The organism is Corynebacterium anserum (assembly GCF_014262665.1).
GTDB lineage: Bacteria > Actinomycetota > Actinomycetes > Mycobacteriales > Mycobacteriaceae > Corynebacterium > Corynebacterium anserum.
The window spans coordinates 1,042,073-1,056,510 of record NZ_CP046883.1; the positions used below are offsets into that span (position 1 = coordinate 1,042,073).

Below are 14,438 nucleotides of genomic sequence, written 5' to 3' on the forward strand. Positions count from 1 at the left end.
AATCAACAAAGGAGGAACTATGACATACAACACAATTGCCAATGGAAGTGACTACAACAGCTACTTCACACTCGATCACACAGAAAGCGAAACGCACGGGGACGAAGAACGCACCGTGTACCACTTCACTGCCACTCCTCTGACAGCAAGTCCTTGGGGCGAAGGGTTCCAGCATGGCTCTCCGCCGGCGGCGTTAATCTCAAATCTTCTGGAAACAGGGGCACGTGAGGCAGGGCTAGACATGCAGGCCGGCCGATATTCCCGTATGTCCGTAGACCTTCTTGGGGCGGTTCCTTTGGGAAAACTCACGGGATATACCACGGTCATCCGTCCTGGAAAGCGTATTTGTTTGCTTGAGGCAGTGGTCAGTGACGCCCATGGACGCGAGTTCATTCGTGGTCGAGGGTGGTGGATTAAAGGATCGGATACAACCAGTATCGAGCGTGTGGTTGCGGATAATATTCCAGGTCCAGAAACCGGTACCCCGGCAACAGATTGGCTTGACCACTGGTCTAGCGGCTATATCGATTCCATTGAGGTGATCCGTGTCCCACTGCCTCCCCGTCACAACGATAATGCGGAAGCTAATCCTTGCTGTTACTGGACGCGCACCTCACTCCCCGCAGTGGATGGCCAGGAAGAATCGGCATGGACGCGCCTAATGAAGACGGCAGACATAGCCAATGGTCTGAACATGCACCTATTGGACATTCGAGAATGGTCCTACATGAATGTTGACATGTCGGTCTACCTACATCGAATGCCAGTGGGCGAATGGACCGGGATCGTTGCCGAACACAACTACGGCCCAGACGGCATCGGTACCACCGTGGCAAGGATATATGACACGACTGGCCCGATCGGCACAATAAATCAAGCCATTATGCTGTCGGCAGTGAACTGAACACCAGTGAACTAGACATTGAAGTATTTTGCTTCAGGATGGTAGAGGACGAAGGCATCTGTCGATTGCTCTGGATGCAGTTGCAGCTCTTCAGAAAGCTCTACCCCGATGCGCTCCGGTTTCAGCAGCTTCACGAGTTTGATGCGATCTTCCATATCTGGGCAGGATCCATAGCCGAAGGAGAAACGAGCTCCCCGATATTTGAGATCGAAGAATTCCTCAGTGTCGTCGGAATCTTCGGCGCTCACCCTTTGTTGTTTTTCTTCGCCTTCGTCCAGAATCAGCTCATCGCGAATACGTGCATGCCAGTATTCGGCCAAAGCCTCAGTCAATTGCACTCCTACTCCGTGAACCTCCAGATATTCACGATAAGAGTCGTGGGCGAAGAGCTCATTAGCATATTCTGCGATAGGGTCGCCCATGGTCACTAGTTGGAAAGGCAGTACATCGACACGTCCCTTGCGTATTGCTCGATGGCGGGAGCAGATGAAATCAGCGATGTTGAGAAAACGCCCACGTTGTTGGCGCGGGAAGGTAAAGCTGGTCACAGGTTCCGCGCGAGGATCTGGTTGCTGTCCTTCTGGTGGCATAGGCAAGATGTGTACCGTATCGCCCTCTGATACTGCTGGAAAGTAGCCATACACTACGGCTGCGTGGTCAAGTACTCCCTTTTGTTTCAGACTGTCCAACAGGGCGCGTAGTCGTGGCCGGCCTTCAGCTTCTACAAGTTCTTCATAAGATGGGCCATCTCCGCCGCGGGTTGATTGCAACCCCCATTGCCCTCGGAAGAGAGCGCGTTCATCCAACATTGGTAGATAATCATTGAGGCTGATCCCTTTGACGATGCGCGTTCCCCAGAATGGAGGTGTAGCCAACGGTACATCGATTGCTACATCGGAACGTTGAGGGATTTCCACTGGTTGAGCTTCGGCCTTACGTTTCTCAGCGATGGCTTTGGACCGTTCCCGGCGGGCACGGCGTTTCTGTCGCTTTTCGATAGCTGCTGCAGACTCCTCGGTGTGCTCACCACGCAAGCCGGCCATAATGCCGTCCAACACCGTGAGTGCTTCGAAGGCGTCTTTAGAGTAGTACACGTCACCGTCGTAGACTTCAGTGAGATCATCCTCGACATATGGCCTGGTCAGCGCGGCTCCCCCGAGCATTACTGGAATGTGGGATTTGCCCAGACGATTCATCTCCTCCAGATTCTCTTTCATGATGACCGTAGACTTCACTAATAGTCCGGACATGCCGATTACGTCAGCATTATGCTCCTCGGCGGCTTGGAGAATGTTGCTGATGGGTTGTTTGATACCGATGTTTACCACGTCGTATCCATTGTTGGACAGGATAATGTCCACCAGGTTCTTGCCGATATCGTGAACATCGCCTTTTACGGTGGCGATAACCATTGTGCCCTTCGAGGCTGAGGATCCGCCTGCTTGAGATTCCATGTGTGGTTCGAGGTGGGCTACGGCAGCCTTCATTGTTTCAGCGGACTGCAGGACGAAGGGTAGCTGCATTTGTCCGGAGCCGAAAAGATCACCGACTGTCTTCATACCCGCGAGGAGATCTTCATTAATGATCGCCACCGGATCCTTCTGGGTCATAGCCTCATCGAGGTCGTCCGTGAGGCCAGCACGCTCACCGTCGATGATGCGCTGTGCGAGTCGTTCGAACAGTGGCATAGCAGCCAGCTTCTCTGCTCGTTCGTCTTTTGCCGACGCAGCGGATACGCCTTCGAAAAGTTGCATAAATTTCTGCAGTGGGTCATAGTCTTCGGTTCGACGATCGTAGACCATGTCGAGAGCGGTATTGCGCTGTTCTTCTTCGATGCGGTTCATCGGCAGGATCTTGGAACTGTGGGCGATAGCGGTGTCCAGCCCTGCTTCAATACATTCGTTTAAGAAGACGGAGTTCAGTACTTGACGTGCTGCTGGGTTGAGTCCGAAGGAGATGTTGGACAGTCCCAGTGTGGTGTGCACTTCGGGATGGCGTTTCTTTAGTTCGCGGATGGCATTGATGGTTTCGATACCATCGCGGCGTGTTTCTTCCTGGCCTGTAGAGATAGGGAAAGTGAGACAGTCGACAATGATGTCTTCCTCAGGAAGCCCCCATGATTCGGTGATGTCTTTGATAAGGCGTTCAGCAATCTCTACCTTTTTCTCAGCGGTACGGGCTTGGCCTTCCTCATCAATAGTCAGAGCCACAACAGTAGCCCCGTGCTGTTTAACTAGCGCCATGGTTCGCTGATAGCGAGAGCTGGGGCCATCGCCGTCTTCGAAATTCACTGAGTTGACGGCACAACGCCCACCGAGGTGCTCCAGCCCTGTGCGTATGACCTCCGGTTCTGTGGAGTCAATCATCACTGGCAGGGTGGAATTAGTAGCGAGCAGGGAGGCTAATTTAGCCATATCCTCTGTGCCGTCGCGCCCGACATAATCAATACAGAGATCGACCATATGAGCGCCATCGCGTACCTGTTCCTTGGCAATGTCTAGGCACTTTTCTACATCTCCCGAAAGCATGGCTTCGCGGAAGGCCTTGGAACCATTGGCATTGGTACGCTCACCGATCATTGTGATGCCCGTATCTTGGGTGAGCGGCATGGATTGATATAGAGAGGACACGTCATTGTTATGCTTTGGCGTGCGCTTACCTTGAACTGCGGCGTCGTTGCTTGGGCTACCTAGTACCGCATCACGTACAGCGGAAATGTGTTCCGGAGTGGTGCCACAGCAACCACCCACCATGGATAATCCATAGTCTTGTACGAAATTGCGTAAGGCGGTGGCGAGCTCCTCAGCAGTGAGCGGATAGACGGCGCCATTGGCTCCTAATACGGGCAGACCCGCGTTGGGCATGACGGAAACGGGCAGAGTGGTATTTTGCGAGAGAAAGCGCAGATGTTCATTCATCTCATCTGGGCCTGTGGCACAGTTCATACCAATCATGTCGATGCCCAGGGGCTCTAATGCGGTGAGAGCAGCGCCGATTTCAGAACCGAGAAGCATAGTGCCGGTGGTCTCCACGGTCACATGAACGATGATGGGAAGTGGGGAGTTGAGTTCAGCGAATGCTTGTTTTGTTCCCAGTACGGCTGCTTTGACTTGTAGCAGATCTTGGCATGTTTCGATGAGAATGGCATCCGCCCCAGCACGAACCATCCCTCGGGCACATTGCACGTATGCGTCCCGCAAAGCATCATAAGGAGCATGACCAAGTGAAGGCAGTTTTGTTCCGGGGCCTATAGAACCGACGACGAATCGTGGGGTGCCGTCAGCGCTAGGTCCCATTTCGTCGGCCACTTCACGGGCGATGGCGACGCCTTTTTCGGCGAGTTCCTCGATGCGGTCTGCGATGTCGTAATCGGCTAAGTTCGGCAAATTGCAGCCGAAGGTATTGGTTTCAACTAGGTCGGCACCAGCTTCGAAGTAGCGTCGATGAATATCGCGCAGCACGTCGGGGCGTGTGTGGTTAAGGATCTCATTGCACCCTTCGAGTCCCAGAAAGTCTTGTTCTAGGTCGAGGTCAACAGCCTGAAGCTGGGTGCCCATGGCGCCGTCGCCGATAAGAACCCGTCTCTTCATGGCGGCAAGAAAGGGGTGGTCGGCACTTACTCGGGGAAACGCATTGTTAGTCATTAAATAGACAGCTTAGTTCACTACCCGCCTCATAAAGAATTAATAGTGCTTCACTTCTCCCCCGGTCGTTCCCGTTGCTCATCGCACGCCTCGGAAATCTCAGGTGCTCACCGACACGCTCGGAAGGCGTCATTTCCCACGGAGATTCTCAGGGGTTCCCGTTGCTTGTTGTTCCCTCCCGGGTCATTTACATGATTGGTCTATGAGTGGCTGTCAATCATGATGTGTACATGTTCTGAGACCACAGAATAATTGGCTTCGCATTCTGTGCACAGCGCTCGAAGGAGCGCATCGAGGTCTTCGAGTTCCTCGTCCTCGAGGACCGCTCCTTCGTACTTGTCGGATAAGCGCAGCAAATCTTCGATAATCGGAGATACTGCAGCGACTACTGCCCGGGTAATCTGATCAGGTTCGGAGGGTGTTTTATTCTCTGATGCCTCCTGCAGTACATCCGTGGAGGCAGCGAGAACTTTTTGTTCATCTTCGGATAGCCGTGGGATGCGTGAGATGGCGTCGACTAAGGAGTCAACGATCACCCGCGCCTCTCCGACGACTGTCTCAGGGTACGGTGCCTCCCAAAATTCGCGGTCTTCTTTGCGTAAGTAACTCCCTGTAGCCATCGCATGAAGATTGTCCACGAACGCTTCGCGTGCCTCGTTAACCCCTGTACTCAATTGCCGTCGCTCCTTGTTTTCCGTTTTCTACGTTTGTGCGCATCCGGATTCTGCCGCACTCGCCTCTTGAGCCTCTTCAGTCACTGAGTCCAACTGGATGCCAAGGAGAGCATCGAGTGCCATAGCCACGTCCGACGCCACACCTGCTTCACCACCAGTGAGTACACGATTAGCCCACGCATCAACATGGTGCAGTGCCGCAGGGGTGTTCAGATCATCAGCGATAAATGCCCGCAGCTGATCAATCATGATGGTGGAATCAGCGCTGTCCTCTCGCTGTGTGAGCGTATTGTATGCACAGCGCCACAAAGCTAAACGCGATTCGGCTTCGGCAAGAACCGCGTCGGACCAATCACGATCACTCCGGTAGTGAGAAGCATAGACCCCCAGTCTGATAGCCGACGGCTCGTGACCAGCTTGGGTGAGTTTGTGGACAAACACGAGGTTGCCTAGCGATTTACTCATTTTGGTTCCGTCAAGGCCAATCATTCCCGTATGAACATAGTGTTCGGCCATACGTGTCGCATCGGTGGCAGCCTCCGCATGTGCTGCTGAGAATTCATGATGAGGGAAACGAAGATCGGAGCCACCCCCTTGGATGGCAAACGGAGTGCCCAGGCGGTTGTTAGCTATCGCGGAGCATTCGATGTGCCATCCGGGTCTTCCCGGACCAAACGGTGAGTCCCACGCCGGCTCCCCTTCGCGGTATGCGCGCCACAACAGGGCATCCAGGGGATGCTTTTTGCCAGGGCGCTGTGGGTCGCCACCCCGCTCGGCAAAGAGCTCAGCCATGGTCGGCTCATCATAGCGGGATTCGTATCCGAATTGAGTGGTGAAAGTATGATCGGCGTAAATATCCGGGTAATCATCATGCAGTTGGTAGGCCGCGCCTTTATCCAACAGGCGTTGAACCATCTCTATGACCTCGGGAATGGATTCCACTGCTCCTACGTAATCGCGTGGAGGGATGACTTTCAGAGCCTCCATATCGGAGCGGAATAGATTGATTTGGTCCGTACCCAACTCGCGCCAGTCCACACCATCGCGTTGTGCACGTTCGAATAGAGGGTCATCGACGTCTGTAATGTTCTGGACATAGTGCACCTTCACACCCGAGCTCACAAGGTAACGGTGAATGAGATCGAAGGTGAGATACGTTGCAGCATGTCCCAAATGAGTGGAGTCATAAGGGGTGATCCCGCAGACGTACATGCCTAATTCAGCATCCCCCTGTGGGATAACGACGGGTTTGACCTGATCATCAGCCGTGTCATAAAGGTTGAGCACGGGAGCGGACCCGCTGAGAACCGGCACATGAGGGGGAAGCCAAGAATGCATAGCCACCACTCTAACCCTGCGGTCAAAGTGGTGGTAAGTCAGGGAGGGGCCGTGTGGGTGAGTGTGAGCGAGCCAGCAGGGGTGCAGCGCGGTTGAGTCAGCAGGGGTGTAGCGTGGCTGAGTCAGTTGGGGTGCAGCGCGGATTCTTTCGCGCAGAGTGTTGCCGCACGTGAGGTATGTACGGCGCGACGCTGCGTTTGGTTGATAGAAGTTGATGGAAAACGGCTCATTTAGGTTGCTGGAATAACGTTCATGCCCAGGAGAACCATGACCAGAATGCCCACCGGAATACGCCAGAGTGCGAACCATGCGAAGGAGTGGTGGGAGACGAATCGAAGCAACCATGCGATTGCCGCGTATCCCAAGACAAACGCAATGAGAGTGCCGACGATCAGCTGCGCGCCACTTGCTGCCTGACCCGAGGCCGGATCAAATGCGTCGCGAAGAGAAAAAAGACCCGAGGCCAATACTGCTGGGATAGCAAGCAGGAATGAAAAACGCGTCGCGACTTCGCGATTCAATCCGAGGAACAAACCAGCAGACACTGTACCGCCAGAACGCGACACCCCGGGAATGAGTGCCAAACATTGTGCGAGACCCATCAATATGGCGTCTTTCATCGTCAACTCGTTGAACGAACGCGCACGGTGGCCAACCTTCTCAGCCAGAATGAAAACGAAGGAGAATAGAACCAACATGGCTGCAGTAAGCCACAGATTGCGCAGACCCTCTCGGATGAGATCCTTGCCGACAAAACCAAGAATGCCAACAGGGATAGTGCCGACGATAACCATCCATCCCATCGCATAATCGAAATCCCGACGCGATTTATCAAAAAGCCCGGATAACCAGGCCTTAGCGATGCGGAAGATGTCCTTGGCGAAGTACACCAACACTGCCAGCTCAGTGCCAAGCTGAACCACCGCGGTAAAAGAAGCACCGGCATCCTCGCCCCAGAAAAGGGTCGAGACGATGCGTAAATGTCCTGAGGAAGAGACCGGCAGGAACTCTGTCAGACCCTGCACTATCGATAGGACAATTGTTTGAATCCAAGACATTTCTGATGTCATGAGGACAGACGATACACCTGCCCTCGATGAATAGGGAGTACGAAACTCAGGCTGGTAGCGTAGTGGATGTGAAAGCGCACGTAACCGCCCCTGTTAGCCTGTCCACACAGATACGGCGTGCGCGCCGATTTTCTGTGGGAGCCGTTGTTATCACCACCGGAATACTACTCGGTGGGTGTACTCAGCAGATGCTTGGAAATGATCAGGAGAATGCTGGGTCAGCTGATGACCAGAAAGACCACACTCCCGTCGGATCTCCGGCGACCCCCGATCCGTCGCCGGCGCCAGCTGATCACTTGGCGGGAAAGACCGGACAGGCAGAAGAACACACAGTCCTTGATGCAGTCCGAGTATCTGCAGGATCGGATGCTGATAAACTGGCGGTTCTTTTTGCGGATGGAAAGCTAAATATTGGCAGTGCAGAGTCTGTACTGAGCTCGGATGCCACTACGGTAAATCTGGATAAAAGCTGCGATAACCTGGCCACATCCGCTGATGGCGTCGCCGTTGCGTGTGATGGAAAGTTACTTGATATCAACGCTGAAGGGCACACGACACGAACAATTACCCTCGACGGTCGCATCCTATCCGGAACTTTCACCGATGATGGTAGGTCCGTAGCAGGAATTGAGGGTGAAGAGCGCCTGCGTTTCTTTAATGCACAGGGTGAAGAGACAAAGAAACAAGTGGTCAGCAAGAACATTGATGAGACCATTTTGATCGAGCCCAGCGGAGATAGAGCAGAACGTGTCGCTGTTATTGATCGCAGCCGCACAAGCATCAACGACGTTTCCATCGAAGACCAGGCTTTCAACGCCGCGCTGCGTATTGGTCAGGGCGTAGGAGAGGTAAATAACGGCCGAGGCAATGATGGGGTCATAGTCGCCTCTGATCACCGTCAACAGCAATTCCAACTATTCACGATGAATGATGTTGTGCGCCTACACCAGGAAGCGCCCACTGGGCCATCGCCCTGGGCCACTCTATGGGACTTTAAGCGCCAGCTGGCGTGGGTCTCCACCACAGGGGACAACAAGCTCACTGGATACAGTGTCAAAAGCGGTGTGCCCGAAGCGACTGTTCAGTTGGACACTATTGCGAATGTCCGAGCTGTCCTCGATACGCCCGACGGCAAAATACTTCTCCTAGCTGAAAATGGACAATGGCAATTGCTCAGCGCCAAAGACATACAAGCGGCACAGGATAAAGGTGTTCCAGGTGCTCAAAAGCTGGACCAGCGCATCATCGGCGGGCAGGAGTAAGGCCAAGAATAAGCGGTCTAACACCACCTGGATAATGCAAGAAAGTAAGAAGGATAGAAATTCTATGTCCACCGTGTCCCCGTCACATTTCCGTACTTTTCGCGCTAAAGCATATGGCCTTGCGCTCAAGGCGATGTTTAGAATGCCGCCCGAGCGTATCCATTCTCTGATGTCGTCATTATTGGAGGCGGTGAACAATTCCGACGTCGTGCTCCGAACGTTACGTAAAATGTGGGTTGTTAACGACGTAGTGCTGGCGCAGGATGTCGCAGGAATCCACTTCCCCCGTCCCCTTGGACTGGCTGCAGGTTTCGATAAGGATGCTAAGGAAGTAAATGTATGGGGGTCACTGGGCTTTGGCTACGCCGAAGTGGGTACGCTTACCATTCTTCCCCAGCCGGGTAACCCTACTCCCCGACTGTTTCGCTTGACCGATGACCGTGCCATTCTCAATCGGATGGGGTTCAATAATGAGGGGACGGTCGCGGCAACTCGTCGTCTGGAGCAACGACGTGCCACAGAACCGGTTGGTGTGAATCTCGGTAAGTCTAAGTTGACGGATGCTGACGTTGCGGCTCATGATTACCGCAGGTCAGCGCGGGTTGTTGGTGATATCGCTGATTATTTGGTCATCAATGTATCCTCCCCGAACACTCCGGGTTTACGCGATCTGCAAGCGGTAGAGTCACTGCGGCCGATCGTCCAGGCGGTTCAAGAAGAAAATAACCGTCCCTTGTTTGTGAAAATTGCTCCTGATTTAACTGACGAGGATGTCCTCGCCGTCACGGATATGGCACTCGAACTAGGAGTAGCTGGCATCATTGCTACCAACACCACCATTTCCCGCGAGGGGTTGCGAACCGATGCGTCTTACGTGCGAGCTCTCGGCGCTGGAGGAGTTTCAGGAGCTCCTGTTGCTGAGCGCTCTATGCACGTGCTCAAGATCATCGCCCAACGTGCGGAGGGGAATCTGGCTCTTATCTCGGTCGGTGGAATAGAAACTCCCGAACAAGCATGGGAACGTATTGCGGCTGGTGCGCATTTGATTCAGGGATACACTCCGTTTATTTATGGCGGTCCCGATTGGATTCGCGACATTCATCGAGGGATTGCTGATCAAATTAGAGCCCACGGCCTGAGCTCTATCAGCGAGGCGGTGGGCAGTAATCTTCCGTGGACCCTCGGTGGGACTGAGAAAACCCGTTAGTTCTCCGCCCAGCCCCAGAGGATCCCGCGGGCGGTGGCTTTGAAGTTGAGGTTAAACCCGAGCACGGTGGGTGTGGAACGATCATCAATATCCAGAGTTTCACCCACTGCATGAACTGCGAAGAGGTAGCGGTGAGGTCCATGACCCTCTGGTGGCTGTGGGCCGTAGTAGCCGCGGATCCCGGAGTCTCCGCGCAAAACGACTGTTCCGTCCGGTAGTGAAAGCAAATTGTCTTTGTGCCCGGCTCCCAGCTTCAAGGAGGTTACGTCTGCGGGGATGTTAAAGACTGCCCAGTGCCAATAGCCGGAGGCGGTGGGAGCATCGGGATCGAAGCAGGTGACTGCGTAGGTCTCGGTGCCCTCCGGCCCCTTTTCCCAGGACAGTTGTGGGGAGACGTCATTTCCACCTAGCTGTTCTTCTGGGATACGTTCGCCGTCGTTGAAAGTATCGCTGGTGACCTTGAGCGCTGGCAGGTCTGCCAGTGGTGCATAGGGATCGGGACCGGGGAAACGATCGTCGATATATGTTGGCTTGTGGTGTCTACTGCTGGAAGTCATGTTCTCCAACGTAGCGAAAAATTCAGTCGAATGCACCGTTGAATTTATATTTGTATAGTTTATGACCTGGGTATTTGTTATTTACACGCTCATGACGCTAGAGTAACTTCTCGTGCATTGAAGTACGGATGCACCGCAAGCTTCGCGGTGAATTTCTGTGCTGAGATGTTTTACCCTGTCCGGGTGGCGGAATGGCAGACGCGCTAGCTTGAGGTGCTAGTGTCCTATTAACGGACGTGGGGGTTCAAGTCCCCCTCCGGACACAAAATGACTAATTGTGGCGGTGCGCTAGCTCGTGTAGGTTGTGCTGCCCAGGGGGTAATCCAACGCGCGAGTACTGTACCATTGCGAACAAAGATACTCATTAGCGCCCTTATCGCGGTCATTGTTGTCTGCATACTGTGGGTCCCAGTGCCCTCTACTGGAACTATTCGCGGGTGGGTTGAGTCCACCGGAGTATGGGCACCCGTCACCTACGTATTGCTGATGGTATCGTTTACCCAATTACCAATCCCCCGCACGGTGTGGACGATTGCGGCTGGGATTTTGTTTGGGCCTTTTCTGGGCTCGACGCTAGCGCTCATCGGACTAGCGGTCTCTGCCACCGTCTCTTTGCTCCTCGTAAGAACGTTCGGTCAACGTTGGGTTGATAAACGTACGGAAGGCGACGTGAGATTGGAACTGCTGCGTCAATTGATTGCAGTACGTGGGTGGATCGCAGTTCTGGGTTTGCGGATGGTGCCAGCGGTTCCTTTTACTCCACTGAACTATGCCTGTGGGCTATCGGCCATACCCGTTGTGCCCTATCTCATTGCTACTGTGTGCGGCTCAGCTCCCAACACCGTAGCTACTGTTATGGCTGCAGATGCGCTAGTTACAGGGCAACGTCCGTGGATTTTGCTGATGTCAGTAGTAGTTGTTCTGATAGGGTTCACCCTTTTCACGCGGGAATTTCTGCATTGGCGCACTGTATTAAAAAAGACTCCCCGCACCGACAAGTCAAGTACTGAGCCTGAACTCTGACCTTGTAGCCTAGGAGTATGTTCGCAATTCGTGCTTCCTACCGTGGTCGCTCACGGCGTCGTGGTTCCTACGTGCGTGACGTGGCCGAGGCCTTAGGTAAATCCAGCTCCGTGATCTCCGAGCGGGTGTTATCAGTAGAGGATTTCGTCTGTGTCGTGCCCGGCCCTGAGGAAGCCGGAGGCGTGGTGATGAGCCTGTTGCAAACGGGAGAATTTGCCATCGGCATCGGCTCTGTCATCTCTACCGACGCTGCATCGAACGGAGAACTCGATTACGAAGATCTGGATGAGGCTGATTACAACGAGGAAATTATGGAGGAGCTCATCGGAGCTGCAAGCCGAGCCCTCGCCCCAAAGCAACGTGCCAGTGTAGTGAGCGTGCGTGTAGAAAAGCCGGGTTCTGGCGGAGTATTGGCTCCCGGTAAAGCAGCAGAAATTGCGGAAGATGTTGCCGCGGCTTTCACTCTTCTAGCCCACGTGCTCTCGCGTCGGACAAAGGAAGGTCGTGAAGCTACCGCGCTTCTACGGGCAGGCCACCTTCAATCTGAGGCCGCTGAGATGGTCGGTATAACCAAGCAGGCTATGAGCCAGCGCTTGGCTGCCGCGGGATGGCAAGCAGAGCAGGCGGGTTGGACACTTGCCGTTCATACTCTTGCTCGAATCGAGGAGATGTAGCACTCCCCCTATGTTCGGCTCCATTTCGTGAGTCGGTAACCGATTGACCGTTATCAAATAGCCGATGCTATCCCGCTGCTTCGGGATGGACAGACCCTAACCTTCCCAGGGCGGTAAGGATATTTTTAGTCACGTCTTGGCAATGCTGAATTGTCATGGGATGGGTGGAACAGTCACAAAATCAATGAGCCGTTCCACCGCTCCGATCAGCGAGGAATCTAAGTCGCGGAAGCTATGTATTGACTTGTACACCCGTCTCCATCCTTCTTGTGGGGAACCCCATCCCAGACGGGTGCAGACCCCCGTTTTCCAATCTTCTCCATAGGGCACGTGTGGCCAGTGCTTTATCCGGACGCTTGAGGGTTTGACGGCTTCCCAAATATCAACGTAGGGATGACCCGTGACCATAACGTGCGGGCCAAGACTGCTGGTCAGTCGAGATTCTTTGGTGTTATCGATGAGGTGGTCAGCGAGAACTCCAACTCGGCATTGTGCGGAGGGGTGGAAGTCCGCCAGCATCTGAGGGAGGTTGTCGAGCCCTTCGATGTATTCGACGACGACGCCTTCCACACGGAGATCGTGTCCCCACACCTTTTCGACGATCGCAGCGTCATGGACACCTTCGACCCATATGCGTGACGGGGCGGCTACTTTAGCTTTAACATTGTCTACCCGGCGAGACCCGGAGTTCGACATTGCTTGTCGAGGCGGTAAGAGTTTCGGATCTATATAACGAGTCAAGGTTATACGCTTGCCTTCTAGCAGGAAGCCTCCAGGTTTGAGCTTAAAGAGTCTCGTTGTACCGTATCGGTCCTCAAGCCTAATAAAGTCTCCATCGGGGGTTCGCTCTCCCCCGAGTACTGCCCCCACAAAGTCGTCGCCGTATACCTCAAGAACCATATTCAGTTCGGGTTTCACCTCCGGGTAGACTCTCGGTTGTTTTCGAGCATGTCCCTGGAGGATGTCTCCCGAATAGCGGGAACGATAATCGCCTGCGTTCATGGAATTCATGCTTGAACACTTTAGGCGACAGCCTTGAGCGGATGAACGGGGCGCACCGCACAACAGAGCCAGCTACGAATACTTCGTGTCACAGAGCCAGACTGAAACACACCGCACAACAGAGCCAGCTGTAAGGAAGGGAGTAGGTTTGGGACAATGAGCGCCTCTGAACCTTCTTTACTGCGAGAACAGCTGTGGTCACCCGTGCAGAACACCTCTTTGTGGCTTGCTTGGTGGCTCCACAATGTCATCAGCACCGATGAACTCATTGATGCTTTCCACAGCGTACAAGGGCCTCTCCACATATTCGACGCAGTTCCCTGCCCTAAGGGACACGCCGCGCAAGTGCGTGAGAGGCATCTGGAACAAGAAGTTGTGACGTCGCATGAAACTCCTGCTGGACTAGTTGACCTACTTCGACAGATACGAACAGCAACCAACGATGCCCCGGTGGGGCTCGAAGAACAACCACTTGTTAGTTTGATTTTATCCGGACCGGGAGATGTCCCCCCTCTACCTGCCGGAAGTTTAGCGGCACAGCACATTGTCCGCACGGGTGCGGGGTTGGTGTTACCTACCGACGAGCCCGATATCTCTCACGTACTGGTTCCGGAGATGAGGCACTCGGAATATCACGAGGTAGACGCTATTCACTGGACGTGGCATGTCATTGACCAACCGACGCCACCGATGCCGATATACAGCCCGGGTGAGGCCGAGCATTTATTACGCACATCGACAGATCAGGCGGCTGGGCTCATCGAAAATTCTGCGGACCGCTACGCACACCATCCGAATGTCCATCTGGCGGTCGGGAGGCTCAGAGATGCTTTCGGATTGCCGGGGCTACCCCACGGAATCAGCGAACGTGCTGCAAAGCTCATGGCCAGGGCGGACTATGTTTCGGCTCTTGTGGCGGTGGTGCGCAATGGTGAGCCGGGTGCCAGTTTGGATCCGTTCCTCTTGCCGTTAATGAGAGCTGTGCGTGTAGCACGGACAACCGCCGTGGATTACGCGCAACGGGAATTAGTGCGCTGAATAATTCCTTGGCTCGGCAGTCGGTGATCTGCGACTCGCGATGAC

General features: G+C 54.1%; 11 protein-coding genes, 1 tRNA gene and 1 pseudogene. 7 read left to right on the forward strand and 6 right to left on the reverse strand.

The genetic code is table 11. The features are described from left to right. Nucleotides 1–19: 19 nt before the first annotated feature. On the forward strand, nucleotides 20–904 hold the full coding sequence (locus tag GP473_RS04325; RefSeq protein WP_186277196.1) for a thioesterase family protein: 885 nt from the start codon (nucleotides 20–22) through the stop codon (nucleotides 902–904). Nucleotides 905–915: 11 nt separating this feature from the next. Here the strand turns inward: GP473_RS04325 and metH are convergent, their stop codons facing one another. The 4 genes and pseudogenes from metH to GP473_RS04345 form a co-directional block, all read right to left on the reverse strand. Further along, nucleotides 916–4,548 carry a methionine synthase gene (gene metH, locus GP473_RS04330; RefSeq protein WP_186277197.1) on the reverse strand — a complete coding sequence of 1,211 codons (3,633 nt, stop codon included), beginning with the start codon at nucleotides 4,546–4,548 and terminating at the stop codon, nucleotides 916–918. A 200-nt stretch (nucleotides 4,549–4,748) separates the two neighbouring features. Further along, a complete protein-coding gene (locus GP473_RS04335; RefSeq protein WP_186277198.1) occupies nucleotides 4,749–5,222 on the reverse strand; it encodes a hypothetical protein in 474 nt (157 codons plus the stop codon). A gap of 90 nt (nucleotides 5,223–5,312) precedes the next feature. Continuing rightward, nucleotides 5,313–6,560: pseudogene (gene mshC, locus GP473_RS04340) on the reverse strand (cysteine--1-D-myo-inosityl 2-amino-2-deoxy-alpha-D-glucopyranoside ligase); the annotation flags it as partial. A gap of 230 nt (nucleotides 6,561–6,790) precedes the next feature. Beyond that, nucleotides 6,791–7,630, reverse strand: coding sequence for an undecaprenyl-diphosphate phosphatase (locus GP473_RS04345; RefSeq protein ID WP_185769746.1), 840 nt, complete (start codon nucleotides 7,628–7,630; stop codon nucleotides 6,791–6,793). Nucleotides 7,631–7,656: 26 nt separating this feature from the next. Between GP473_RS04345 and GP473_RS04350 the strand changes: the two genes are divergently transcribed. Next, nucleotides 7,657–8,892, forward strand: coding sequence for a hypothetical protein (locus GP473_RS04350; protein ID WP_186277200.1), 1,236 nt, complete (start codon nucleotides 7,657–7,659; stop codon nucleotides 8,890–8,892). 64 nt (nucleotides 8,893–8,956) lie between these two features. Further along, a complete protein-coding gene (locus tag GP473_RS04355) occupies nucleotides 8,957–10,099 on the forward strand; it encodes a quinone-dependent dihydroorotate dehydrogenase (protein ID WP_185769748.1) in 1,143 nt (380 codons plus the stop codon). Here the strand turns inward: GP473_RS04355 and GP473_RS04360 are convergent. Further along, a complete protein-coding gene (locus tag GP473_RS04360; RefSeq protein ID WP_186277201.1) occupies nucleotides 10,096–10,656 on the reverse strand; it encodes a YbhB/YbcL family Raf kinase inhibitor-like protein in 561 nt (186 codons plus the stop codon). The two genes, GP473_RS04355 and GP473_RS04360, sit on opposite strands and share 4 nt — an antisense overlap. Nucleotides 10,657–10,833: 177 nt before the next feature. On the opposite strand from GP473_RS04360, the gene GP473_RS04365 reads away from it, so the two are divergent. The 3 genes from GP473_RS04365 to GP473_RS04375 all read left to right on the forward strand — a co-directional run bounded on the left by GP473_RS04365 (nucleotide 10,834) and on the right by GP473_RS04375 (nucleotide 12,353). Beyond that, a tRNA-Leu gene (locus tag GP473_RS04365) sits at nucleotides 10,834–10,919 on the forward strand. Nucleotides 10,920–11,067: 148 nt separating this feature from the next. Continuing rightward, nucleotides 11,068–11,679, forward strand: coding sequence for a TVP38/TMEM64 family protein (locus GP473_RS04370; protein ID WP_246394917.1), 612 nt, complete (start codon nucleotides 11,068–11,070; stop codon nucleotides 11,677–11,679). Nucleotides 11,680–11,696: 17 nt separating this feature from the next. Next, nucleotides 11,697–12,353, forward strand: a complete 657-nt coding sequence (locus GP473_RS04375) for a DNA-binding protein (RefSeq protein WP_186277203.1) — start codon at nucleotides 11,697–11,699, stop codon at nucleotides 12,351–12,353. A gap of 153 nt (nucleotides 12,354–12,506) precedes the next feature. Here GP473_RS04375 and GP473_RS04380 read toward each other — a convergent pair whose 3' ends face one another. Further along, the gene (locus tag GP473_RS04380) at nucleotides 12,507–13,364 is read right to left on the reverse strand and encodes a DUF3097 domain-containing protein (RefSeq protein WP_425488594.1); all 858 of its coding nucleotides are present in this window, start codon (nucleotides 13,362–13,364) and stop codon (nucleotides 12,507–12,509) included. Between the two features lie 147 nt (nucleotides 13,365–13,511). Here GP473_RS04380 and GP473_RS04385 point away from each other — a divergent pair, with 147 nt between their 5' ends. Continuing rightward, complete coding sequence (locus GP473_RS04385; protein WP_246394918.1) at nucleotides 13,512–14,393, forward strand: hypothetical protein; 882 nt, start codon at nucleotides 13,512–13,514, stop codon at nucleotides 14,391–14,393. Nucleotides 14,394–14,438: the final 45 nt, after the last annotated feature.